Origin of the sequence: Sphingobium sp. JS3065 (assembly GCF_026427355.1) — a bacterium.
GTDB lineage: Bacteria > Pseudomonadota > Alphaproteobacteria > Sphingomonadales > Sphingomonadaceae > Sphingobium.
Genome location: NZ_CP102665.1, coordinates 653,462 through 677,500 on the forward strand (window position 1 = coordinate 653,462; position 24,039 = coordinate 677,500).

Consider the following 24,039-nt stretch of genomic DNA (forward strand, 5'->3'; position numbering starts at 1 on the left):
CGCCGGGGCCGGCTGCTCCCGACAAGATGGGCAGACGGTCTGCCTCAATATGGCGGCCTGTCGCCATGACCGGCTTGCGACTGGCCGTGAAGAACATAAAGGGCAACGAGCTGGGCCACTGACTGCACATCCAGCTTCCGCATCAACCGGGCGCGATGGACCTCCACCGTCCTGTGGCTGATGCCCAGCAGCTCACCTGTCTGGCGGTTGGTCAAGCCCTTTGCCACTGCGGCCAATACTTCGCGCTCGCGCGGCGACAACAGGTCCATGGCGGCGAAAGGCCGACCGGCTCCCTGTCTTTTCACCGCGTTCGTCATGGCGACGGCTGTTCCCCGCCGGTGTCGCGCATCGTCGCGCCCATGACGGCGTGCATCAGCGCGGAGTCCTTGCACGGTTTGTCAAGAACCGCGTCGAAACCGTGCGCCATCGCCCTTTGCAAAAGGTCGGCCGAATAAAAGGCGGTAACCAGGATCGCCCGTCCGGTCCACCCCGCCGCGCGCAGCCGGTGCAATACTTCCAGTCCGTCGCATTCCGCCATCCGGTAATCCGTCACCAAACAGGCGGGATTGTTTGCCTTGGCATCGGCGATCAGCGCTTCGGGACTTGCGAAGGAACGCACCTGGAATCCCCGCCCCTGCAACAGCAGCTGCATCGATCGCCGCGCCCCGGCATCATCATCCAATATTGAGACAGGGATGGGGAAGCCTGCCATTCTTCTCGCGCCTTGAGCCGTAGATGTGAGCAACATGCCAAAAAGGTGACATGGGAGGCGCCCCTAAATCTTTACGTATTGATCACAGTTTCGTCCTTGCGTCCCATTCCGGCTGCAAAGGCTATGCGCAGCGCATCGGACAGGCTATGCACATGCAGCTTCGCCATCAGGTTGGCGCGATGCACTTCGACCGTCCGGGATGAAATGCCAAGGTCATAGGCGATCGTCTTGTTGGGCAATCCTTGCGCCAGCCCCTCCAGCACTTCCCGCTCCCGCCCCGTCAGCGCCCCGATGATTACGTTCGCGCGCGCCCCATCCGCCGCCACGCCTTGAGCAGAATGCACCCGGTCGAACGCCCGCTCGATCGCATCGATCAGGACCGTCTTCTCGAACGGCTTTTCCAGGAAATCGACCGCACCCGCCTTCATCGCCTGCACCGCTATGGATATGTCTCCATGACCGGTCATGATGATGATCGGCATGGCGATCCCGCGCTCCGCCAGGATGCGCTGGACTTCCAGTCCGTCGATGTCGGGCATGCGGACGTCCAGCAGGATACAGCCTTCTTCGGCCGACTTCGCATCCTTCAGGAAAGCGGTTCCCGACATCCATGCCTCCACCGAATAGCCGGCTGTCTTGAGCATGTATCCCGACGATCGCCGGATGGCGTCCTCGTCATCAATTATGTGAACAAGCTTCTTGTTCGTCATATGCCTCCGCCTGCGCTCGAATGAGGGTGAAGTGGAAATCGGTGCCTTTTCCCTTGCGGCTTTCCATCCAGATCTTGCCGCCATTCACCTCGACGATGGTGCGGCATATGGAAAGGCCAAGGCCCATGCCGTTGGGCTTGGTGCTGACGAACGCGGTGAATAATTGCTGTGCCACGCCCGGCGCGATGCCGCAGCCGGTGTCCGATACGATGACCTCGATCAGGTCATCCTTGGCCATGCGGGTGGCGATCGTCAGCTGTTTCACCGCGCCGTCCGCCATCGCTTCGCATGCATTGCGGACCAGGTTGATGAGGACCTGCTGGATCTGCACCCTATCGACCAGCACGGGCGACGCCCGGGGGTCGAGGTCGAACTGGACATCGATCCCATTCTCGCGCGCGCCTGCAAGGCCCAACGTCGATGCTTCCTCCACCAGTTGGGGCAGGCTCTCGATCGTCTTTTCCACTTCGCCCCGCGACACGAATTCCCGCAACCTGCGCACGATCTGCCCGGCCCGCAAAGCCTCGCTTGCGGCTTCCACCAATGCCTCGCGCATCATCGGCCATTCGCTTTCCAGCGGCTGCGCCATCTGGTCGCGCACCGCCGCGACATAATTGGCGACAGCCGCGATCGGCTGATTGAGTTCATGCGCCAGCGTCGACGCCATCGTCCCCATGGCGCTCACCCGCGTCACATGGGTCAGCTCGGCCTGCAACATCGCCATATGATCTGCGACCGCCCGCCTCTCGGTCAGGTCGCGGATGAAGCCGGTGAAGATGCGCTCATTCCCGCGCATCGCCTCACCGATATACAGTTCCATGGGGAACAATGAGCCTTCGGCCCGCCGGCCCGACACGACCCTGCCCTTGCCGATGATGCGCTTTTCCCCGGTTTCCAGATAGCGCTGGATATAGCTGTCATGCCGTTCCCGGTCCGGAGACGGCATCAACATGCGCACGTTCCGCCCCAGCACCTCTTCCTCGGCATAGCCGAACAACGCCTCCGCCGCCGCGCTGAAAGACAGCATCGTGCCCGCCTCGTCGATCACCACCATCGCGTCGGGCACGGTCGACAGGATCGCGCGCAGCTGGCTTTCATGGGCGCGCAGATGGTCTTCGGCCGACCGCTTTTCGGTGATGTCGGACACGATCTTCGCAAAACCGCGCAGCGCGCCATCTTTGTCATAAAGCGCGGTCCAGCTAACCGCCGCCAGGAATTCCGACCCGTCCTTGCGGACGCGCCAATCCTCTTCCTCGAACCGCCCTTCTGCGCGGGCACGCTCGATATCGGCCTCGGGCTTGCCCGCCACAACGGCTTCGCGGGGATAGAATAGGGAAGATGGCTTGCCCAGCACCTCCTGCTCGGTCCAGCCCTTCAGCCGCTCGGTGCCCCGGTTCCAGATCGTCACCCGGCCAGCCGGATCCAACATGTAGATCGCCAGCCCGTGCGCGCCATCGATCAACAGGTTTAGCTCGACCGCCAACTGCTCGTTCGCCGCGCCGCCACGTTCGACGGCGACTTCAGCCACCTCCCGCCGCTGGTTCGACCGGCGGACGAGGCGGCTCATCAGGATGATGCCGGCAGCGGTCACGACGAACAGCGCGATCTCGATCAGGTCGCGGTTCTGTAGCGTCGACCGATGGGTAATCGCCACCCCTGCCGCAACGCTCAGCAGGGTAGCGAGGATCGCCGGTCCCTCGCCCAGCCAGAGCGCGATGCCCACGATTGCGATGACATAGGGCAGATAGGCCGACCGGTCGTTCAGCCATGGATCAAGAAGCAGCCGGACCGCCGCTACTAAAGCAACCCCCAGAATGGCGAGGGCGTAATATTGCGGACGCGCTGTTTTCCATGACGGCATGGCCTCACCCTATGCGGGATTTTGACGTCAGCCTGGCAAGGCCCTGCGCACCCTAACATCATTGACCGTATTGCAACACACGACTTATCCATTTCCTCGCAAGTCTTTGATATGGCGCAGATGATATTTCAGCCATGTCCGTGTAAACCCGGATGGTCATTACACTACCCAAACGACTCCATGATCTACGCCTTCAGGTTGGACAACCTCCCCCCGCCATTTCAATTGACGCTTTCATTATGGGATTTCAGTGAGCCAGGAACAACGGAACATTCGCTTCCCCCAGCATTATCCGGGTGATTCCGCCGAACAGACTCTCGCGCAACCGCGAATGTCCAAATGCTCCCATGATGCAGAAAGCCGGCCGCCGCCTGTTCATCTCGGCCAGCAGTCCCGCCGCGACACCCGCTTCCGGCTCGTCCAGCCGCTCCACACGCGGCCGCACGCCATGCCGGGAAAGATAGGCCGCCGCATCTTCGGCAAGCTCGCCGCTCACTTCGCCCATCTCGATGATCGTCACGCCCTGCGCGCTTGCCAGCAGCGGCGCCGCCGCCCGCAGCGCTTCGGCAGCCGGCCTCGATCCGTCCCAGGCGGCAAGGACATGGCCGCCAAAATCGATGCCCCGGCTATCGTCGGGAACCGCCAATATCGGCTTCCCGGATTTCAGCACCGCATCTGACACGATCGGGATCATGTCGGGCATCATACGATCGGCGAGCGACGTATTGAGGACGATGATGTCCGCCAATGCCGCGCTGTCCTGTATCAGCGGAGCGATATAGCCCGTCTGGTCAACCCAGTTCCAAGCCACATCTTCCGCCTGAAGCCGCGCCCGGATCCGTCCCGCATTGACCTCTTCCCGCTTCCGCGCATCCTGAAGCAGCATCAGTTCGGCGTCCGGATAATATTCGCTGCCCGCCAGCACCGGGATCTGCACGACGTCGAGGCAGGTCAGATGGCCCGACAAGCATCTGGTCAGGTCCAGCGCCGCCTGGAGCCGCGCTTCCTGACCGGCATCATCATGGACGAGCAAGAGCACGTTCTTCATGTCGATTTCCTCATGATAAGATGTTCGCTATCCAACGGACGTCATCCCGGCATCCGGGCCAGGATCATCGCCGCGATGGCGATCATCAGCCCGATGGTCATCGCTGCCTGAAACATGACGTCTACGGATCGGCGCACGCGATCTATGACGGGCATATGCTCCTCCAATGAAATAGCGTCAGGAACCGACCCGCAATGGAGCGCCCCGGCAAGCGTGACGCCTGCCGGGGACACCGGGGTCAGAATGTCGATACGACGATATTGTCCTCGACCTTGGTCACGCCGGGCGCGGCCCAGGCCGCCCGCTCCGCTACGCCGCGTTCGTGCCAGGCCTTCACCCGGCCGCCCAGGCGTACGGTGTTCCCATCCGTGGCGATCGTGACGCCAGCAGCGTCCAGATCCGCCTGACGCTTGAAAGCGGCGGCGATCCGGTCCCGGATGTCGGCGCTGACGGGCAGCTTCTTCACCTCGATAAGGTTGCTGACGCCGGTCACGCCTGAAATCCTTGCGGTCGCCCTTCTCGCCTCATCGCTCTGATAATAGGCATCGACAACGCCCGACAGCGTGACCCAGCCCTTCTCGACCTTCACATTGATCTTGTCGTGCGGGATGGAGACATTCCACGAAAACATGTCGAGGATGCGCTTGGCTATTTCGTGGTCCGCCGTTTTGGGTTCGGACTTGAAGCGCACCTGGATCTCCTCGGCGATCGCCTTGACCCCGCTGACGCGCCGAGCCGCCTTTTCCGCCGCCATCTTCTCCAGATAGTTGGAAACATAGCCGGACAGGGTCACCACCCCGTCATTCACCGCCACGCCGATATCCGCATGATCGACGCTGGGGTCCCACTCCAGCTCGTCCATGACATCATGCTGCAACTGTCCATCGGTCTTCATCGCAACTCTCCTCGTTGGTGGGTGACGCGCTCCAATGCCGGGCGCGTGATTTGCTGGCGGCTGGAAGCGCCACCGGCAAAAGCATGGCGACCACTGTGCCCGAACCTGATCGGGCACTGCCGCGAATGAATATTTTGCCCCTCATGTCGCGGATCGCCCCGCAGACCCGCTGCAAGCCATTTCCACGGCCGCCGCTTCCTGCGTCGAGTGGCGGTCGGGCAGCACCGTTGGCCGGCAAGCCCGGGCCATCGTCCGCAATCACCAGCCAGACCCGATCTCCGATCCTGCGGCAGCGGAGCAAGATATGCCGCGCGCCCGCCCTGACGGCATTGGCGACCAACTCCAGCATCACCGCTTCCAGTTCGGCCGGATCGGCGCTTACCCGCGCATCGGGCAAGGCCATCTGCGTGTCGATTTCCAATGACGCGGGGTGCTTCACTATGGCGTGGAGCAAGGGCGCGGCGTGGACGACCTGCGCGCCCACATCCACGGGGAAGCACTGTCCCCCCGCCTGCCTTGCAAGCAGCCGGGTCGTGAGTTCGCTGCCCCGCACCGCCGCCTTCTCCAGCCCGCGCAGGATGGTTTTCCCCACTGGGCCGTCTTGATGCTTATCCAACAGATGCCTGATCGAGGCGATGACAGCGAAAAGGTTGCGCAGATCGTGAGCCGTTTGCCGGACAGGATCGTGCCGTGGAGCACCGCCTTCCGTGTCTCCTGAACGCTGCATGTTCGCCTCCTCGCTGATGAGGCCATTTTAGGGACTGCGCATCGCCACCCTATTCGCAACTTCCCGTAAGTAGCTTTTCATTAACCGAGCCAGGACGCCCTGCGGCATTTACGAATATCGCCATGGACACCGCCCTTCCTAGGATCGCTCCGCGTTCGCGCGATCCCAGCCAAGGACGAGATTAGCCATGACCATCCGCAACCTGTCGCCGCTTCTTCACGCCAGGACCATCGCCCTGATCGGAGGGTCGCAGGAAAAGGGCGCCGTCGGCACGCTCGTCCTCGACAATCTGCTGGCGGGCGGGTTCGAAGGCAGCGTCCATGTCGTCAATCCGCACCCGGTGTCGCGACTAGGCACGACATGGGTCGCCAGCGTCACCGACCTGCCCGCCGCGCCCGAACTTGCGATCATCATGACGCCCGAACAGACCGTGGCGGGCATCATCGACGAGCTGGGAAGCCTCGGCACGCGCTGCGCCGTCATCCTGTCGGCGGGCCTTCACGATGCCAGCGCATTCCGCCAGGCGATCAGGGCTGCGGCCCAACGGCACGACATGCGGATCGTCGGACCCAATTGCCTTGGCATCATGGCGCCCCATGCGCGGATCAACGCTACCTTCGCCTGCGCCCCGGTGCTGCCGGGCAATCTTGGCCTCATCTCGCAGAGCGGCGCGCTTATCACCGCCGTGCTCGATTGGGCGCAAACCCGCCGGGTGGGCTTTTCCAGCGTTATTTCCGCAGGCGACATGACGGATGCGAACCTTGGCGACCTGATCGACCTGCTTGCGGCCGATCCCCACACCCACGCCATTCTGCTCTATGTGGAGGGTGTCACCGAGGCGGCCGAGTTCATGATCGCTGCCCGCGCCGCCGCGCTCCATAAGCCCATCATTGCGATCAAGGCCGGCAAGAGCCAGCTCGCCGCGCAAGCGACCCTTTCCCACACTGGCGCCATGATCGGTTCCTATGACGTGTATGAAGCCGCCTTTGCACGCGCCGGAATCCTGCTGGTAGACAGCCTGACGGAACTGTTCGACGCCGCCGAGATCCTATGCGCCTGTGCGCCGGTGCCCGGCAACCGGCTGGCGATCCTGACCAACGGCGGCGGCGCTGGCATATTGGCGGTCGATGCCTTGGCGCAGGCGGATGGGCGGCTCGCGGCATTGACCACCGAAACGATCACCGCGCTTGCGGAGGTGACGCCCGCAGCTTCACCGCGCGCCAATCCCGTCGATATATTGGGCGACGCGGACGCGGACCGCTATGCCGCTGCGGTACGAGCCATCCTGCGCGACAGCGGGAGCGACGCGGTGCTGCTCATGAACTGCCCCACCGCGCGCAGCGAAGCGAAGGAAACGGCGCTGGCGATCTGCGGCGAAGTCGCGGCGGCAGCGCAGGAGCGTATCCACAAGCCTGTCCTTGCCTGCTGGCTGGGTGAGGCCAACAGCGATAGGGTAAGGCCTGTGTTCGCAGCGGCGGGCATTCCGGTCTTTTCAACGCCGGACGACGCCGTGCGCGCCTTTGGCTATCTGGCCCAGGCTCGCCGCCTTCGCGAGAGCCTGACGGAAGCGCCCGCTCGGTCGCGTGAGGTCCAGGCCGACCGTGCCGCCGCCCGCGCCATCATCTCCGATGCGCAGGCGGATGGATGCACGACGCTTTCCGAAATCAAGGTGAAGAAACTGCTGGAGGCCTATGGCATCCCCGTCGCTCCCACGCGCTTTGCCGCTTCGGCGGACGCGGTGGAAGAGGCTTGCTGCCGGCTGAGCGCGCCCTATGCGGTGAAGATCGTCTCGCGCGACCTGCCGCACAAATCGGATGTGGGCGGGGTCGCGCTCGACCTGCCGGACGCCCGGGCTGCCGTGGCGGCCGCGCGGGAGATGGAACGGCGTATCCGCCGCGATTTCCCGCAAGCGAGAATCCAGGGGTTCGCCGTCGAGGACATGATAAGGGTGAAAGACGGCAGGGAGATGATCGTGGGCCTTAGCACCGATCCGGTTTTCGGACCCATGATCATGGCTGGGGCGGGCGGCACCGCGACGGAGCTTCTAGATGACAAGGCCATCGACCTCCTGCCCATAGACCATGCGCAGGCTCGCGCCCTGATTGAGGGGACGCATATGTCCCGGATGCTCGCCGGGTATCGGAACGTCCCGGCAGCCGATGTCGAAAGCGTCGCTGATGTGCTGGACGCCGTGTCGGCCATGGCGGTCGACCTTCCCAGCCTGCTGGAACTCGACATCAACCCCTTGATCGTGAGCGCCGCAGGCGTCATCGCTCTGGATGCGCGGGCGCGGATCACCGCCGAGGCGGCAACAGCATCCCGCTTAGTCCTGCGCGCGCCGCCGGAAGGCTGGGCGTCCGACCTCGTGACAGAACAGGGGGTTCGTTTCCATGTACGGCCGGTGCGCCCTGACGACGAGCCAGCGGTCGCGGCCTTCTTCGACCATGTCTCGCCCGAAGACCTGCGCTTCCGCTTCATGTCGGGGCTTTGCAAGGTCAGCCACGACCAGATCGTGATGATGACGCGAGTGGACTATGTCCGCACCATCAGCTTCCTCGCCTTCGGAGAGGAAGGCGAACTCCTCGCCATCGCCATGCTCGCGACCGACCCTGATCGCGCCCACGCGGAAATAGCGCTCACCACCCGCACGGACCTGAAGGGCAAGGGCATCAGCTGGACCTTGTTCGAACATGTGCTTCGCTATGCGAAGGCGGAAGGGATCGAAACGGTCGAGTCGATCGAATCCACCGACCATGACGCGGCGCTACGCATGGAACGGGAGCTTGGCTTCGTGACCATCGCGGACCCCGACGATCCCACCGTCCGGATCGCCAGGAAGAGCTTGGCGGCTCATGCCAGTTGAAAGCATGTGCGACGCTATCGCTGCGCAGGACGGCTCCGCCCGGCATCCTCATGGTGACGGCGGCCTTGTTCGCCGCCTACTCCTCTGCGCCGAAGCGCTCAAGCGGGCGGCGATGCGATAGGCCCTGGGGACCGATCAGGGCGTGATCAGCACCTTGAGCGCCTGCGTCTCCGCCGCCCGGTCAAATACGTCATAGGCTTCCATAATGCCGTCCAGCGTGAAGCGATGAGTAATAAGCTTCTTTGCGTCAACCTTCCCGCTCGCAACCGTCTTCAGCAGCATCGAAGTGGTGGCAGTATCCACCAGCCGGGTCGTGATCGTGATATTATGCGACCAGAGCCGTTCCAGATGCAGGTCGGCCTTCACGCCATGCACGCCAATGTTCGCGATGACCCCACCCGGTGCGACCAGGTCTTCGCACAGTTCAAAGGTCGCAGGCACGCCGACAGCCTCTATGGCCGTGTCCACGCCCCTGCCGTCGGTCAACGACTTGACCACTGCCACGGCGTCTTCCGACCGGCTGTCGATAGTGCGCGTCGCGCCGAACCGTTCCGCCACGGCCAACCGGTTGGCGTCGAGGTCGATCATGATGATCTGGCTGGGCGAATAGAATTGCGCCGTCAGCAAGGTGGCCAGCCCGATAGGGCCCGCGCCCACGATGGCGACGCTGCTCCCGGGCGCGACCTTGCCATTCAGCACGCCGCATTCAAAGCCGGTCGGCAATATGTCGCTCAGCATCACCAGCGCTTCCTCGTCGGACCCAGCGGGAACCGGATAGAGGCTGGTGTCGGCATGAGGGATGCGCACATATTCGGCCTGCGTGCCGTCGATGGCATTGCCCAGGAGCCACCCCCCGCTCACGCAATGCGAATAGATGCCCCGGCGGCAATAGTCGCACCGCCCGCATGAGGTGATGCAGGAAATCAGCACATGATCGCCGAGCTTGAAATTCGCGACCGCCGATCCGACCGCCTCCACAACGCCGACGCCCTCATGCCCCAATGTCCGTCCCGGATCGCAAGTGGGCACGTCGCCCTTCAATATATGGAGGTCGGTGCCGCATATGGTCGTATGCGTGACGCGGACGATGGCGTCTCCCACATCCTTGATCTCTGGCCTTTCTCGCTCGCCCAGATGCTTCTGACCGGGCTCATCATAGATCAACGCTTTCATGGCAACGCTCCTTGAAAGATTATCACCAGGATGATCGCGCCGCCATGGAAGCCATCCTATTCGTAGATTCACGAACATCATCCCTTCGTTTCCAGCGCTAAACTCGCGGTCTCGCATCTTGAGGAGGGCGATCATGAACTTGAAAATGGCCTTGGAACCGGGGGCATCCCTACCGGGACAGCAGCTATGGCGCACTTTCCTGGGCATCGGCGCCGCTCTTGCGTTGCTCGGCATCCTCGCCAGCGCCAACCTGCTCCTCGCGACGATCCTTGCCACCTATATCGTAGGCGCGGCCATGTTCGCGGGCGGTATATTCCAGCTGTTCCACGCCTTCAGCGTCCAGCGCTTTTCATCGGGAGTCCTATGGGGCCTCGCCGCGCTGCTCTACCTCATCACGGCCAGCATCATGCTCGTCGATCCCCTCCTTGGCGCGAGCGTCCTTACGGTCTTCATCGGCATTACCCTGGCGGCGTCAGGTTTCGCCCGCCTCATCCTTGCCTTCCGGCACAACGAAGGCAGGGTGTGGATGATCCTGTCCGGGGTAATCAGCATCGTGGCCGCAGCGCTGGTGGCCGTCTCATGGCCGTGGAACAGCCTCTGGCTGCTCGGGATGGTGCTCGCCATAGACCTCATATCGCAAGGCGTGATGCTCATGCTCTTCGGCTTTTCCCTGCATTCGGCGGCCAGCGTACAGTGAAGCCGATGGTGGCGATGCAGATTCCCGCGCCGGGCGCTGCACTCGTGCGGATCGAACGTCCCATGCCCAATCCCGGACCCGGCGAACTGCTGATCGAAGTCGCCGCCTGCGGCGTATGCCGGACCGATCTGCACGTTCTCGACGGGGAAATCCCGGCACGCTACCCCATCATACCGGGCCATGAGATCGTCGGCCGGGTCGCGGCATTGGGCAGCGGCGTTGAAGGTTTCGCCATCGGCCAGCGTGTCGGCGTCCCCTGGCTAGGACATACATGTGGCGTCTGCCCCTATTGCCGGGCGGGGCGGGAAAATCTGTGCGACGCTCCGCTCTTCACCGGAGCCACGCGGGACGGCGGCTATGCCACCCATGCGATTGCCGACGCGCAATATTGCTTCGATCTGCCCGATCGCTTTTCGGACGTGGAGGCCGCGCCCCTGCTCTGCGCTGGCCTGATCGGGTGGAGAGCGTTGCGGCTGGCTGGTCCGGCAAGCGTCATCGGCCTATATGGCTTTGGCGCCGCCGCGCACATATTGGCGCAGGTCGCCCGACATCAGCAGCGCACCGTCTACGCCTTCACGCGGGACGGCGACACGGCCGGACAGGACTTTGCCCGTTCGCTCGGCTGCGCCTGGGCGGGCGGCTCATCTCAGACGCCGCCTACGCTCATCGACGCCGCCCTGATCTTCGCCCCGGCGGGCGAACTCGTTCCCCGGGCCCTACGAGCGGTTAGAAAAGGCGGCCGCGTCATATGCGCGGGCATCCACATGAGCGACATCCCCTCCTTCCCCTATGCCGATCTGTGGCAGGAAAGGCAGATCCTCTCGGTCGCCAACCTGACGCGGGAAGACGGCACCTCCTTTTTCGACCTGGTAGGCGGCATGCAGCTGCACACCGTCACCCAAAGCTTCCCCCTCGCGCAAGCCAATCAGGCGCTGCAAAGTCTGCGCGCAGGCAGGGTTCAGGGCGCGGCGGTCATTATGCCGCCAACAGCGACTGCGTGACTCTACTTATGGCGTGGCATCCCGTGTCGGGCGACAATTCGATGCAGAGTCTTTCAAAGGATAATTGCCCATGCGCCGCCATTTCGCCAGCGCCGCGCTCCTCAACCTGTTGCTCATTGCCGGAGCATCCGCGCAGACCGCACCTCCCCGTGCGCCACCGCCCGCGGCCGCGCCAGCGGAGCACGATCCGGCAGGCGAGCATATGATGCAGACCGGCACCATGCCCATGCAGCCGGGCCATCCGATGCCCGGAGCGATGGAGCATTGCCGTGCGATGCATGACTCAGCCGAACACAGACAACAGCATCGGATGATGCACCATTCCGGTGAACCGCCACTTTCACAAAAGCAGGAGAAGGACAAATGACCGATTTCCGTTCCCTCATCCCCTTTGGCCGCAGCACTATCTTCCGCAGCGGCTTTGATCCCTTTACCGATCTGCGCAAGGAAATGGATCGCCTAAGCGACGATTTCGGCCGGGGCTGGCTCACCACCAGCGGCGATGGCGGCAGCAGGGGCTTCAACCTCCCCCGCGTCGACATCGCGGAAACAGACAAGGGCCTTGAATTGACCGCCGAACTGCCGGGCTTCGACGAACAGGATGTATCGCTCGACGTGCAGGACGATGTCCTCACCATCAAGGCCGAGCATAAGGAAGACCGCGAGGAGAAGGATGAAAAGAAGAATTATCATCTGATCGAGCGCAGCCGGGGAAGCTATCTGCGCCGCGTCGCCCTACCGTTCGAAGCGGATGCGGACAAGGCCAGCGCCCATTTGGAAAAAGGCCTGCTGAAGGTCATCGTCCCTCGTCTCGCCACGGAACAGAGCAAGCCGCGCCAGATTCCGGTTGGATCGAAATAGCAGGGCACAATCGATACGGGCGGGCAATGATCTTCGCGTGATGCTATATACCCTCTTATGAAACGCATCGCGCTCTGGCTGTTGCCGCTCGCGCTGGTCGCGGCGACCGCGGCATGGTGGTTGCTCGCGGGCCGGGCGCAGGAGGTGGAGCTTGCGCCCGTCCGCATCGGCCATGCGGTCGAGCTGGTCTATGCGACCGGCTTTGTTGAGGCGCGACAACCCGTGTCGGTCTCCGCCCGCCTCACCGCTCCGGTCCGCCAAGTCCTCGCCGACGAAGCGCAGCGCGTCGTGCGCGGCCAGCCGCTCGTCCTTCTCGATGACGAGGAACAGCGACACGCGCTACAGCAGGCAGCGGCCCAACGCCGCTTCGCGCAGCAGGACGAACAGCGCACGCTCTCGCTCTTCGCGAAAGGATGGGTCACCCGCGCCGCTCGGGATTCGGCTGTCGCCGCCGCCGACGGCGCGAGGGCGTCGGAGAAAAGCGCCAGCGCCCGGCTCGACCAGATGATCGTGCGATCGGGCATAGATGGCATCGTCTTGCGTAAGGACGTGGAGCCAGGCGACCTCGCAAGCCCCGGCCGCATCCTGATGACGCTGGGCGATCCTTCCCGCATCTGGATCACGGCCACCATAGACGAACGCGACGTCGCCCGCGTCCATGCCGGTCAGGAAGCTTTGATGTCGAGCGACGCCTGGCCCGGCCGAGTGCTGCGCGGTCATGTCCGGGAAGTAACACCGGGCGGCGATCCTGAACAGCGCGCCTTTCGCGCCCGCATCGTGACGAACGGCGCAGTGGCGCTGCCGCTGGGCCTGACGTTGGAGGTCAACATCGTCACGCGCAGGGCGCAACGAGCGCTACTGGCGCCAGCGAGCGCGATTGAAGACGGCAAGGTCTGGATCGTTCGCGGCCACCGCGTTCATGCGAAAACTGTCCGCACCGGGATTGCCGGGACCAGCGACGTTCAAATCCTCTCCGGGTTGTCGCGCGATGACATGGTGGTTAAAATGCCGGAGGGGAAGCTCAAGGACGATATGCGCGTTCGGGTGCGGCAATGATCGGTCAGCTACGGCTGCTGGCCAGCGTCGCCGCCCGTCACCTTGTCGGCCGCCGCCGCCAGACCATCGTCGCGGTGAGCGGCGTGGCCGTCGGCGTCGGCTTCTTTCTCGCCGTTTCCGCCATGATGATCGGCAGCCAGAATGACTTCATCAAGACGCTGATCGACGCCGCCCCGCATATCATCATTTCCGACGAGCTGCGCAGCCCGCCGCCCCAGCCTGGCGTCAGTCTTTACAAGGGCGCGGCAGTCGATCTTCGCCACTACAAGGTCCGCAACGAGGTGCGCGGGCTTAAAGGCTGGGCGGAGATATTGCGCACCGTCAACGCGCTGCCCGGGGCCATCGGCTCGCCTAGTCTCAGCGGCGCGATAACGCTGCGCAGCGGCGGACGCGAGGAAGCGCTCACCATCGTCGGCGTCGATCCCGCGATCGAGGAAAAGGTCAGCACCATCCAGGACCAACTGCGCGTCGGAAGGCTGCGCGACCTGGAAAGCACGCAAGGCGGCATCATCATCGGTGAGGAAATGGCCCGGCGGCTTGGCCTTGGCGTGGGTGACGTGGTTGGGGCGACCTCTGCTTCGGCAAAGAGCCGGTCGCTCCGCATCGTCGGCCTGTTCAAGCGCGGCCAGACGCAGATTTCATCGGGGCTGGGCTATGTCCTGCTGAGGGAAGCACAATCGCTGCTTGGCCGTCCATTCATCATCAACCGCATCGGCGTACGCCTTTCCGACCCCTATGAGGCCGAACCGATCAGCCGCCGCCTGGAGGCGCGCTACGCCTACAAGGCGGAAAGCTGGCAGGAGCGTTCCGCCGACTTTCTCTCCCTGCTCGTGACCCGCAACGTCATCATGTACAGCGTCGTGTCGGCCATCCTGCTGGTCGCCAGCTTCGGCATCTATACGGTCGTGTCCAACAGCGTGTCGGACAAAAGGCGAGACATCGCGATCATGCGATCCATGGGCTTTTCAGAGCGCGATCTTCAACTGATCTTCGTGTTCGAGGGTCTGGCTCTGGCATTGATCGGCATCATCGCCGGATGGTTGCTCGGCTACGGACTGATGGCCATCCTAGGCTCGCTCAAATTCCCCATCGCCGGGGAAGACCAACGTCTTCCGCTTGATCGCTCCGCCCGCCAGTACGCAATCGCTGCGGCCGCCTCCCTGCTCTCAGGCGTAATCGCCGCATGGTTGCCTGCGCGCAAAGCCGCGCGGGTCGATCCGGTCGACATATTGCGGGGCGCGGTATGAGCGCGATTATAGAAGTTGAGGGCGTTTCCCGTAGCCTTCCGGGCACGCCTCCCGTCACGCTGGTCGCTGACGTTTCCCTATCCATCCAGCCTGCGACCTTTGTCGCGATCGTGGGACCGTCCGGCTGCGGCAAGTCCTCGCTGCTCTATCTCCTTGGTCTGCTGGACCGTCCAACAGAGGGCAATGTGCTGTTCAACGGACGGGACATGAATGCATTGCGCGGCGACGCGCGCGCCCAAATCCGGCTGGCAAGCTTCGGTTTCGTCTTCCAGTTCCATTTTCTTCTGCCAGAATTCACGGCGCTCGAAAATGTCATGCTGCCCATGCGCAGGCTCGGCAAATTTTCGCTTGGCGAGATACAGGCCAAGGCGCAAGCGCTGCTTGAGGGCATGGGTCTTGGAGAGAAAAGCGCGAAGACCCCCGATCGCCTGTCTGGCGGTGAGCGCCAGCGCGTCGCCATCGCCCGCGCCATCGCCAATGATCCGGCGCTGGTGCTGGGGGACGAACCCACAGGCAATCTCGACAGCCAGAACAGCGCCCGCGTGGTCGAGATGTTTCGCAACCTTGCCCATGATCAGGGCCGCGCGGTCGTCTGCGTCACCCATGATCCCGATGTCGCGGCGGCGGCCGATGTGCAAATCTCCATGCTGGACGGCCGTATCAAGGAAACGAGCGTGAGGCCGCGATGACTGCTGGCGTCAGCCCCTCGATCATACAGCCTTATATGCCACTGCTGGCCGCCATAGCCATCGGATTGCTGATCGGCATGCAAAGGGGCTGGGCGCAAAGATCTTTCGGCACCGGCCGCCGCGTAGCCGGTTTTCGCACCTTCGGGCTGATCGGCCTGATCGGCGGTATCGGGGGTCTGGCGCCGGACATGATGGCCGCCGCGCTCGCGATCGGCGTGGCGGCGGTGCTGACCGCAGGCTATGTCCGCAGCGTGGATCAGGACCACCTGTCGGCTACCACGACGCTGGCGGGCATATTGACCTTCGCCGCCAGCTTCTGCGCAACCCGCTTCTCTCCGGTATTGGGCCTGGCGATTGGCGGCGCAACTTTCGCCATGCTGAGCGCCCGGCAGTCAATGCACGCACTGCTCAGGGGCATGGATGATCAGGAGATCGAAGGCGTCTCGCGCTTCCTGCTGGTCTCGCTCGTCATCCTGCCCCTGCTGCCGGATCGAGCGATGGGCCCCTATGAAGCCTGGAACCCGCGCAACATCTGGCTGGTCGTCGTGTTCGTCATCGGCCTGTCCTTCGCGGGCTATGCCCTGTCCCGGCGGCTGGGACAGGGCAGGAGCATTCTGCTGGTTGCGCTGACCGGCGCGATCGTATCTTCCACCGCCGTAACAGCCGAATATGCGCGGCGCCTGCGGGACGAACCCACCATTCGTGGCCCACTCGCCGCTGGCATCGCCATCGCTTCGATCGTGATGTTCGTCCGGGTTCAACTGCTGGCACTGGCGCTTATCCCCCGCGCGCTGCCGACCCTGGCCCTTACCATGGCGCCCGCAACGTTCGTCGCCATCTTGTTCGCCCTTTTCGCCTTCCGCCATCATCGCGGCGACAGCGCAAAGGTGAGCATCGCCAACCCGCTTGGCTTCGGCCCCGCGCTGATCCTGGCGGCCATGGTGATCGTGTTGTCGCTGGTGGCAAGATGGGCGCTCCATCATTTCGGGCAGCAGGGGATGGCGGTGGTGCTGACGCTCACCGGCATCTCCGATGTCGATGCGGCGGTCATCACCATGTCGGGACTGCCAGCCCATATGCTCAACGATCGGACCGCCGGGCTGTCACTGGGTGGCGCGGTGCTCGCCAACACGCTGGCCAAGGCCATCATGACAGTGGTGATCGGCTGGGGCCATGGCGGCGTCCGGGCATCGATCCCGCTCTTTGCAGCGTTGGGGACGGCAGCAGCCAGCATCCTGGCTTGGGCGATTGTCATCTGATGGATGCGGATAATTCCGTAGTGCATCGCGCTGCGAAAAGCGCAGGATGGATGGAAGGTGGTGGAGAAGCGCATGCCCGACGATGCACTCGCAAAGGCGACGCGGCAGGTGATCACGGCGCAAAAGGCCGTGCCCGTGATTCGGAGCTTTTTCGACGCTCCGACCTTCACAGTCACTTATGTCGTCCGCGATGCCGCAACCCGGCGCGCCGCCGTCATCGACAGTGTCCTCACCTATGATCCGGCGTCCGGCCGGACCAGCCTGGATGCCGCCAAACCCATCATCGATTATGTCGAAAAGGAAGGGCTGACGGTCGACTGGCATCTGGAAACGCACGCCCATGCCGATCATTTGTCGGCTGCCCCCTATCTTCAGCGCCAGCTCGGCGGCAAAATCGCCATCGGCGCGCGTATCCGGGAAGTGCAGCAGACGTTCGGCAAGCTGTTCAACGCGGGCGCCGGGTTCCCGCACGACGGATCACAGTTCGATCATCTCTGGCAGGATGGCGAAAGCTTCTCCATCGGCGATCTTCCCGTCACTGTGCTGCACGTTCCGGGTCACACGCCTGCTTGCGTCGCCTATGTCGTCGGCGATGCGGTGTTCGTGGGCGACACGATGTTCATGCCCGATTATGGCACCGCGCGTGCCGATTTCCCCGGCGGCGATGCGCGCCAGCTATTCCGGTCCCTCCGTCGTCTGCTGGAAATGCCGCCCGAAACGCGCCTCTTCCTGTGCCATGATTATCTGCCGGAGGGGCGCGACCATTATCTGTGGGAAACGACAGTCGCGGAGCAGCGCCGCCACAATGTCCACGCCCATGACGGCATCAGCGAAGATGAATTCGTCGCCATGCGCGAAGCGCGCGACCGCACGCTCGACATGCCGCGCCTCATCCTGCCGTCAGTGCAGGTGAACATGCGCGCGGGCCGCCTTCCGCCGCCAGAAGATAATGGCATCGTCTATCTCAAGATTCCGGTGAACCAGCTATGATCCCCGCCTTCCCCCAAGCGCAACCCGTCGAAGGCCTGATTGGCGGCCTGATGATCGGCATCGCCGCCGCCATCATGCTGCTCGGCCTTGGCCGCATAGCAGGTGTCAGCGGCCTTGCGGCCCGCGCGACTGGGCTTGCTGACAGCGGAGCGCCGCGCAACGTCGCAATTGCCTTCATCATCGGCCTGCCTGTTGGCGCGCTTATCGCATCCTTGCTGTCGGGCGGAGTGCCGGCGCGCTTCCCTTCGATCGGGCTGTTGCTGATCGCCGGCCTCATCGTCGGCTTCGGCACGCGACTGGGGTCCGGCTGCACCAGCGGCCATGGCGTATGCGGCGTGTCCCGCCTCTCTCCCCGCTCTCTCCTCGCGACGGCGCTCTTCATGGCCAGCGGCTTTGCGACAGTCGCGGTTCTTCGCCTCACAGGTGCGCTATGATAAAGGTCGTCCTCGCCCTGATCTCAGGCGCACTGTTCGGCGCGGGCCTTGCGCTATCCGGTATGACGGACCCGATGCGGGTGCGCGCCTTCCTGGACCTTCTCGGCCCTTGGGATCCGACGCTCGCCTTCGTCATGGGCGGAGCGATGATCCCGATGTCGATCGCCTGGGTGGTGCAGAAACGACTTGAGCGCCCGCTGGCCGGAGCAACCTTCAACCTGCCGGAAACACGGAGTCTCGACTGGAAGCTGGCGGTGGGCGCGGTGCTCTTTGGCATTGGCTGGGGCCTCGGCGGACTCTGCCCCGGACCTGCGATCGCCAGCCTGGCGCTGAAGCCGATTCATGCCGCGCCCTTCGTGCTGGCGATGCTCGCGGGCATGGCGCTCAATCATTTTGTCCCCAGCGGCACCACAGGCACAAGCCAACGAGCAAAATGGACGGGCAGGCACCGGCCCCCGGCCTCCGAAACGCCGCGGGGCTGAAGGGCGGCCTTGTCGGCTTCGTCCTCGGTCTGGTCAGCGGGCTGATGCTCAAGGACCGGCGCAATCCCGGCGATCCCGGCGCGGAATGAATCGCGAAAAAGCGCCCCAGGTGATCGCCTATGGCCCTGGATCGGGTGCATTTTCCGGCTTCTTCGGGATTGGCGGCGGGTTTCTGATCGTGCCCGGCCTGGTCGCATCGACCGGCATGCCGATGCTGATGGCGGCCGGCACCTCGCTGATCGCCGTCACAGCGTTCGGCCTCACCACAGCAGCCAACTACGCCTTTTCCGGCCTGGTCGACTGGCTGCTGGCGCTCGTGTTCGCCCTCGGCGGAGTGGCGGGCAGCCTCGCGGGAACGCGGGCGGCGGAAAAGCTGGGTGAGCGGACCGCACGCCTCACCAGCATCTTTGCGTGGCGCATCCCCACCTCCTCCTGAAACTCTCGCAAAGCCGTATTGGGCAGCGCCTCCCCCGGCAGCGGCGCGCCCTTTGCAATCTGCCAGGTACCCTCGTCTTCACGCTGCCAGTATGGGCCGCCGGATGCGCCAGGAAGACCTGTAATCTCCTTCATGCCAGCGATAGGGAAGCAGTCCTGCACTCTCCTGCACGTTTCTCACCCCAACCTCACCAGCGGACTCATGTCGGCGGCCAAGCCGATGGACCCATCTTCCCCATGGCCACATCCGGGACCATAAGGGAAAGCCCCAATATCGCGTATCGGGCTTAACGACCCATAATGCGCTTGCAGACCGGCCGGGACTCTCCCGCGTCCTCGTCCGAAAGGTTCACGACCTGCATTGCGGGTCTGCAGTCGAGGGAAGATTGATCATGAAAATCGCCTATGGAACGATCCTGCTCGTTACTGACGGTTCAAGGATGCTGGTGTTGAGGAATGAGGGCGACGCCCTTAACCCTGAACTGTCAGTCGTCGCCCATCGCCAGATCGACAACCCGCCTAATCGGGAACAGCTGACCGACGCGCCAGGCGTCAGCTTTTCCAGCATGGGCGGCACCAGAAGCAGCTACCGGCAGGCCGATATCCATCAACTGCGGGAAGATCGTTTGGCTATCGAAGCGGCACAAGTTCTAGCGGAAACCGTCGCCGGGCATGAAGCCGACATCATCGTCGTCGCACCACCGGCGACGCTTCATATCCTGCGGGACCATTATACCCCGGCGATCAGAAAAAGGCTGATCGCAGAAGTGGACAAAGACCTTGTCAAACATCCTGCGACCGACATCGTCCAGATTCTGACGAAGTGGCCGCGCAGGTTCTGACGGAGTGGCGGCTCCGCGAGCCCTTTTCGCTCCTGCTTTTCCAGAAGCATTTCTGCTACCTTTGAAAAGCTGTTCTCCGCGCTGATCCTGGCGGCAGCCTTCGCCTTCTGCTTTTCGAGAGCGGGATCCAGGCCAGCAGCATGGGCTTCCCTCGCCTCATCCCGCAATATACGGGCTCGCTTGAGTGACACGTCCGGATATGGCGGCTTACGTGACTCGAATAGTACCTTGATTTAACTGATTTTTCGCCTTCCTGAAAAGTCAAGTTGACCGATAGTTAGCGTCCGCGCTCGTGGTGTAATTTCCGGTGTAGATTGAGGCGATCGCATGGGGTGGGCATGCCCCACCCCATGCGATTTCGATCTCGGTGGCCACCGGGCTCATCGGTAAGGTGGAGTTACCACACTTCACACGCCCACCGAGGAGTTGATCCCGATGACCGACGACAGACTACCGCTTGCAGAGCTGATGACGAAGACCGGAGATGGAGATTTCCTGCGGACGATCGCCGAGAGCGTATTGCAGATCATCATGGAGGCCGACGTCGATGGCCTGGTCGGCGCCGGCCGGCACGAGCGTTCCGGCGACCGGATGACTTGGCAAACGCGCGCATCTGCCGCACCTCGATACAGATCGCCGGCAGGCCTAGATCGGCGATACCTGCATAGAGCCAGGGCGCCAGGGGGCCGGCTTCGAGGCCCACGCGCCGGAAGGACGGCGCGACATCGTAAAGCGCTTGCGCAATCGCCGCCGGATCGCTGGCAACCACCAGTTCCCGGATGACAACGCCATCTTCATTGAGGATGCATATCGCCGTCTTCTCCAGCGAGACATCCAGTCCTGCATAATGGTTCATGAGCGAGTCTCCTTCATTCCTGATATCGGCAGTCTGGCGCACATCAGCGAAGCAGAGCAGCGATTAACTCAGCTCGAAAAACCGGATGATTTTGGCCTGATGGGTTAGGACGGGGCACGCGGGTCTGACGAAGTACGTTTTTTCGTCGCTCCTGGCGGCGTGATTGTCGTATTGAGGCGCGCTCTGCACACCGATTTCCTGTCATGCAGGCGCAGTTCGGGCTTCAAGCCATGCAAGGCGCTGGAAATTATAGACCAGGTTGGCCATACCGATCTTGATCCTGGCGCGAGTGATGCCGATGGTGCGGACGACCAGGCCCATACGGTGCTTTTGCCCGGCAAAGACGTGCTCGACGGCAGCGCGGACCTTTGAGCGTTTTGCGTTGGCCTTGGCGATCCGTTCGGGTAGCGGCCGACGGGGCAGTCGCTTCTGGTGGATATTGCTGGTGAACATGCCCTTGGCGAGGAATGCCTCATTCTTCTTCGATCGATAGGCAGTATCGGCCCAAACGCCGGAGGCGGTGTTCTCCTTGCTGATCAGATCGGGCAGTCGCGCGCCATCATGGGCATTGGCGGCGCTCGCAGGCGCGTCGGACGTGATGGGTCCGCGCGCGCAGGCGGCGTTTGGGTGGATATGTTGGGAATGGAACGAGCAAAGGCCCAGTCTTTGCGGGACTGGGCCTTTTGCGGTGCGTTGTTTTGTGATTGGGTTTTTATTTCAAAGCGCGAGCTTCAATGCCTGGCGACGCCCTACTCTTCCGGGGCTTGAGCCACAGTACCATCGGCGCAGACTGGTTTCACGGCCGAGTTCGGGATGGGATCGGGTGGGTCACAGACGCTATGGTCACCAAGCAATGAAGCTTGCGCTTTGGGTTTTTCGATGCCGTGCACGTTTTGCTATGTGTGTTTGTTATCTGGCATGAGCTTATCACCACGCTCGATGGCTGACGCTGGGTTTTATTCCAGTGTTGTCATTGATGGTGGGACTCTCAGGCGCGATCAGAGCAATTAGGACCGGTTAGCTTCATATGTTACCACACTTCCACATCCGGCCTATCAAGGTCGTGGTCTACGACCGCTCGAAGAAATCTTATCTTGAGGGAGGCTTCCCGCTTAGATGCTTTCAGCGGTTATCCCGTCCATACATAGCTACCCTGCTGCGCCGTTGGCACGACGACAGGTACACCAGAGGTATGTTCAACCCGGTCCTCTCGTACTAGGGTCAACTCCTCTCAAATTTCGACGCCCACGGCAGATAGGGACCAAACTGTCTCGCGACGTTCTGAACCCAGCTCACGTACCACTTTAATTGGCGAACAGCCAAACCCTTGGGACCTGCTCCAGCCCCAGGATGTGATGAGCCGACATCGAGGTGCCAAACGATTCCGTCGATATGAGCTCTTGGGAATCATCAGCCTGTTATCCCCGGCGTACCTTTTATCCGTTGAGCGATGGCCCTTCCACGAGGGACCACCGGATCACTATGACCGACTTTCGTCTCTGCTCGACTTGTCAGTCTCGCAGTCAGGCGGGCTTATGCCATTGCACTCTAACAGACGGTTTCCAACCGTCCTGAGCCCACCATCGCGCGCCTCCGTTACTCTTTAGGAGGCGACCGCCCCAGTCAAACTACCCGCCACAGAGGGTCCCTGCACCGGATAACGGTGCGAGGTTAGACATCAGAAAACAACAGGGTGGTATTTCACCTATGGCTCCACCGGAACTGGCGTCCCGGCTTCAAAGCCTCCCACCTATGCTACACAGTTCTTTCCTAATGCCACTCTGAAGCTGCAGTAAAGGTGCACGGGGTCTTTCCGTCTAACCGCGGGTACTCCGCATCTTCACGGAGAATTCAATTTCGCTGAGCATATCCTGGAGACAGTGGGGAAGTCGTTACGCCATTCGTGCAGGTCGGAACTTACCCGACAAGGAATTTCGCTACCTTAGGACCGTTATAGTTACGGCCGCCGTTTACCTGGGCTTCAATTCAGTGCTTGCACACCTCCTCTTAACCTTCAGGCACCGGGCAGGCGTCAGGCCCTATACGTCGTCTTGAAGCCGACTTAGCAGAGCCCTGTGTTTTTGCTAAACAGTCGCTACCCCCTGGCCTGTGCCCCCCACAAAAAGTTGCCTTCATGTGGGGCCTCCTTCTTCCGAAGGTACGGAGGCAATTTGCCGAGTTCCTTCAGGATACTTCTCTCAAACGCCTTGGTATACTCTACCATTCCACCTGTGTCGGTTTAGGGTACGGTCTATACGGAGGGGCTATTTCCTGGGACAACTTCCCTGCCTGGACCAATCCAATAAGGCCAGACAAGTTACGCCATCCGTCACACACCTCCAGGCCCACGAATATTAACGTGGTTCCCATCGACTACCCCCTTCGGGCTCGTCTTAGGGGCCGGCTTACCCTGCTCAGATTAGCTTTAAGCAGGAACCCTTGGAATTTCGGCGACAGTGCATCTCACACTGTTAATCGCTACTCATGTCTGCATTCGCACTTCCGATACCTCCACCACCCATTACCAGATGGCTTCAACGGCCTACGGAACGCTCCGCTACCGCGTGATCATGAAGATCACACCCTAAGCTTCGGTGCACGTCTTGAGCCCCGTTACATCTTCGCCGCAGAACCTCTTGTTTAGACCAGTGAGCTGTTACGCTTTCTTTAAAGGATGGCTGCTTCTAAGCCAACCTCCTGGTTGTTTTGGAAGTTCCACATGCTTTCCCACTTAGACGTGACTTGGGGACCTTAGCTGTAGGTTAGGGCTGTTTCCCTTTTGACGACGGACCTTAGCACCCGCCGTCTGTCTGCCGAACTAGACTCGTTGGTATTCGGAGTTTGGTTAGAGTTGGTAGATCTCGCGACCCCCGCATCCATCCAGTGCTCTACCCCCAACGGCAATCATTCGACGCTCTACCTCAATAGATTTCGCGGAGAACCAGCTATTTCCCGGCTTGATTGGCCTTTCACCCCTAAACACAACTCATCCGATAATTTTTCAACATTAAACGGTTCGGCCCTCCAGTGCGTGTTACCGCACCTTCAGCCTGGTCATGCCTAGATCGCCGGGTTTCGGGTCTAATGCATCATACTCTATCGCCCTGTTCAGACTCGCTTTCGCTGCGCCTACACCTAACGGCTTAAGCTTGCATGATACACTAAGTCACAGACCCATTATGCAAGAGGTACGCGGTCACT

Annotated in this window: 21 protein-coding genes, 2 rRNA genes and 6 pseudogenes (1 of these 29 running past the window's edge); 15 read left to right on the forward strand and 14 right to left on the reverse strand. The window is 62.3% G+C overall.

The window, feature by feature from the left end:
• Positions 1–44: 44 nt before the first annotated feature.
• From NUH86_RS20360 to NUH86_RS20390, 7 genes are all read right to left on the reverse strand, one after another.
• Complete coding sequence (locus NUH86_RS20360) at positions 45–305, reverse strand: response regulator transcription factor (protein WP_267252320.1); 261 nt, start codon at positions 303–305, stop codon at positions 45–47.
• A gap of 8 nt (positions 306–313) precedes the next feature.
• Entirely contained in the window at positions 314–712 is a 399-nt protein-coding gene (locus NUH86_RS20365; RefSeq protein ID WP_267252321.1) for a response regulator transcription factor, read from the reverse strand.
• Positions 713–783: 71 nt separating this feature from the next.
• Positions 784–1,422: a response regulator transcription factor gene (locus NUH86_RS20370; protein WP_267252322.1), complete on the reverse strand. Its 639-nt coding sequence runs from the start codon at positions 1,420–1,422 to the stop codon at positions 784–786.
• Positions 1,391–3,283, reverse strand: coding sequence for a PAS domain S-box protein (locus NUH86_RS20375; RefSeq protein ID WP_267252323.1), 1,893 nt, complete (start codon positions 3,281–3,283; stop codon positions 1,391–1,393). Before NUH86_RS20375 ends, NUH86_RS20370 begins: the two co-directional genes overlap by 32 nt.
• Before the next feature lie 247 nt (positions 3,284–3,530).
• Positions 3,531–4,331 carry a universal stress protein gene (locus NUH86_RS20380; protein WP_267252324.1) on the reverse strand — a complete coding sequence of 267 codons (801 nt, stop codon included), beginning with the start codon at positions 4,329–4,331 and terminating at the stop codon, positions 3,531–3,533.
• Between the two features lie 238 nt (positions 4,332–4,569).
• Complete coding sequence (locus tag NUH86_RS20385; protein WP_037452950.1) at positions 4,570–5,226, reverse strand: BON domain-containing protein; 657 nt, start codon at positions 5,224–5,226, stop codon at positions 4,570–4,572.
• Positions 5,198–5,818, reverse strand: a complete 621-nt coding sequence (locus NUH86_RS20390) for an ATP-binding protein (RefSeq protein WP_267252325.1) — start codon at positions 5,816–5,818, stop codon at positions 5,198–5,200. Before NUH86_RS20390 ends, NUH86_RS20385 begins: the two co-directional genes overlap by 29 nt.
• Positions 5,819–6,140: 322 nt before the next feature.
• Between NUH86_RS20390 and NUH86_RS20395 the strand changes: the two genes are divergently transcribed.
• Positions 6,141–8,816 carry a bifunctional acetate--CoA ligase family protein/GNAT family N-acetyltransferase gene (locus NUH86_RS20395; protein ID WP_267252326.1) on the forward strand — a complete coding sequence of 892 codons (2,676 nt, stop codon included), beginning with the start codon at positions 6,141–6,143 and terminating at the stop codon, positions 8,814–8,816.
• Positions 8,817–8,951: 135 nt separating this feature from the next.
• Here the strand turns inward: NUH86_RS20395 and NUH86_RS20400 are convergent, their stop codons facing one another.
• Complete coding sequence (locus NUH86_RS20400) at positions 8,952–9,989, reverse strand: zinc-dependent alcohol dehydrogenase family protein (protein ID WP_267252327.1); 1,038 nt, start codon at positions 9,987–9,989, stop codon at positions 8,952–8,954.
• A 133-nt stretch (positions 9,990–10,122) separates the two neighbouring features.
• On the opposite strand from NUH86_RS20400, the gene NUH86_RS20405 reads away from it, so the two are divergent.
• The 12 genes and pseudogenes from NUH86_RS20405 to NUH86_RS20460 form a co-directional block, all read left to right on the forward strand.
• Entirely contained in the window at positions 10,123–10,686 is a 564-nt protein-coding gene (locus NUH86_RS20405) for an HdeD family acid-resistance protein (RefSeq protein WP_267252328.1), read from the forward strand.
• 5 nt (positions 10,687–10,691) lie between these two features.
• Positions 10,692–11,687 (forward strand): zinc-dependent alcohol dehydrogenase family protein, encoded by a 996-nt coding sequence (locus NUH86_RS20410; RefSeq protein ID WP_267253014.1) that lies wholly within the window; start codon positions 10,692–10,694, stop codon positions 11,685–11,687.
• A gap of 70 nt (positions 11,688–11,757) precedes the next feature.
• Positions 11,758–12,054 (forward strand): hypothetical protein, encoded by a 297-nt coding sequence (locus NUH86_RS20415; RefSeq protein WP_267252329.1) that lies wholly within the window; start codon positions 11,758–11,760, stop codon positions 12,052–12,054.
• A complete protein-coding gene (locus NUH86_RS20420; RefSeq protein WP_267252330.1) occupies positions 12,051–12,548 on the forward strand; it encodes an Hsp20/alpha crystallin family protein in 498 nt (165 codons plus the stop codon). Before NUH86_RS20415 ends, NUH86_RS20420 begins: the two co-directional genes overlap by 4 nt.
• A gap of 57 nt (positions 12,549–12,605) precedes the next feature.
• Complete coding sequence (locus NUH86_RS20425) at positions 12,606–13,604, forward strand: efflux RND transporter periplasmic adaptor subunit (RefSeq protein ID WP_267252331.1); 999 nt, start codon at positions 12,606–12,608, stop codon at positions 13,602–13,604.
• Positions 13,601–14,851 carry an ABC transporter permease gene (locus NUH86_RS20430; RefSeq protein ID WP_267252332.1) on the forward strand — a complete coding sequence of 417 codons (1,251 nt, stop codon included), beginning with the start codon at positions 13,601–13,603 and terminating at the stop codon, positions 14,849–14,851. Before NUH86_RS20425 ends, NUH86_RS20430 begins: the two co-directional genes overlap by 4 nt.
• Entirely contained in the window at positions 14,848–15,540 is a 693-nt protein-coding gene (locus tag NUH86_RS20435) for an ABC transporter ATP-binding protein (protein WP_267252333.1), read from the forward strand. The genes NUH86_RS20430 and NUH86_RS20435 overlap by 4 nt, the downstream gene beginning before the upstream one ends.
• A complete protein-coding gene (locus tag NUH86_RS20440; protein ID WP_267252334.1) occupies positions 15,537–16,799 on the forward strand; it encodes an MgtC/SapB family protein in 1,263 nt (420 codons plus the stop codon). The genes NUH86_RS20435 and NUH86_RS20440 overlap by 4 nt, the downstream gene beginning before the upstream one ends.
• 72 nt (positions 16,800–16,871) lie before the next feature.
• Positions 16,872–17,789 (forward strand): MBL fold metallo-hydrolase, encoded by a 918-nt coding sequence (locus tag NUH86_RS20445; RefSeq protein WP_267252335.1) that lies wholly within the window; start codon positions 16,872–16,874, stop codon positions 17,787–17,789.
• Positions 17,786–18,223, forward strand: coding sequence for a YeeE/YedE family protein (locus NUH86_RS20450; RefSeq protein WP_267252337.1), 438 nt, complete (start codon positions 17,786–17,788; stop codon positions 18,221–18,223). The genes NUH86_RS20445 and NUH86_RS20450 overlap by 4 nt, the downstream gene beginning before the upstream one ends.
• Positions 18,220–18,618, forward strand: a pseudogene (locus NUH86_RS20455) (DUF6691 family protein); the annotation flags it as partial. The gene NUH86_RS20450 and the pseudogene NUH86_RS20455, both read left to right, overlap by 4 nt.
• Before the next feature lie 62 nt (positions 18,619–18,680).
• Positions 18,681–19,141 (forward strand): annotated as a pseudogene (locus NUH86_RS20460) (sulfite exporter TauE/SafE family protein); the annotation flags it as partial.
• A gap of 14 nt (positions 19,142–19,155) precedes the next feature.
• Here NUH86_RS20460 and NUH86_RS24910 read toward each other — a convergent pair.
• Positions 19,156–19,275, reverse strand: a pseudogene (locus NUH86_RS24910) (hypothetical protein); the annotation flags it as partial.
• 257 nt (positions 19,276–19,532) lie between these two features.
• Here NUH86_RS24910 and NUH86_RS20465 point away from each other — a divergent pair.
• Entirely contained in the window at positions 19,533–19,982 is a 450-nt protein-coding gene (locus NUH86_RS20465) for a host attachment family protein (protein ID WP_267252339.1), read from the forward strand.
• Here NUH86_RS20465 and NUH86_RS24780 read toward each other — a convergent pair.
• Positions 19,871–20,173, reverse strand: coding sequence for a hypothetical protein (locus NUH86_RS24780; RefSeq protein ID WP_323749029.1), 303 nt, complete (start codon positions 20,171–20,173; stop codon positions 19,871–19,873). The two genes, NUH86_RS20465 and NUH86_RS24780, sit on opposite strands and share 112 nt — an antisense overlap.
• A gap of 244 nt (positions 20,174–20,417) precedes the next feature.
• On the opposite strand from NUH86_RS24780, the pseudogene NUH86_RS20470 reads away from it, so the two are divergent.
• A pseudogene (locus NUH86_RS20470) lies at positions 20,418–20,585 on the forward strand (transposase); the annotation flags it as partial.
• Between the two features lies 1 nt (position 20,586).
• Here NUH86_RS20470 and NUH86_RS24915 read toward each other — a convergent pair.
• The 4 genes and pseudogenes from NUH86_RS24915 to NUH86_RS20490 form a co-directional block, all read right to left on the reverse strand.
• Positions 20,587–20,691, reverse strand: a pseudogene (locus tag NUH86_RS24915) (IS110 family transposase); the annotation flags it as partial.
• A 348-nt stretch (positions 20,692–21,039) separates the two neighbouring features.
• Positions 21,040–21,420 (reverse strand): annotated as a pseudogene (locus NUH86_RS20480) (transposase); the annotation flags it as partial.
• Positions 21,421–21,574: 154 nt separating this feature from the next.
• A 5S ribosomal RNA gene (gene rrf, locus NUH86_RS20485) occupies positions 21,575–21,689 on the reverse strand.
• A gap of 136 nt (positions 21,690–21,825) precedes the next feature.
• Positions 21,826–24,039 (reverse strand): 23S ribosomal RNA (locus tag NUH86_RS20490); it runs 582 nt beyond the window's last position.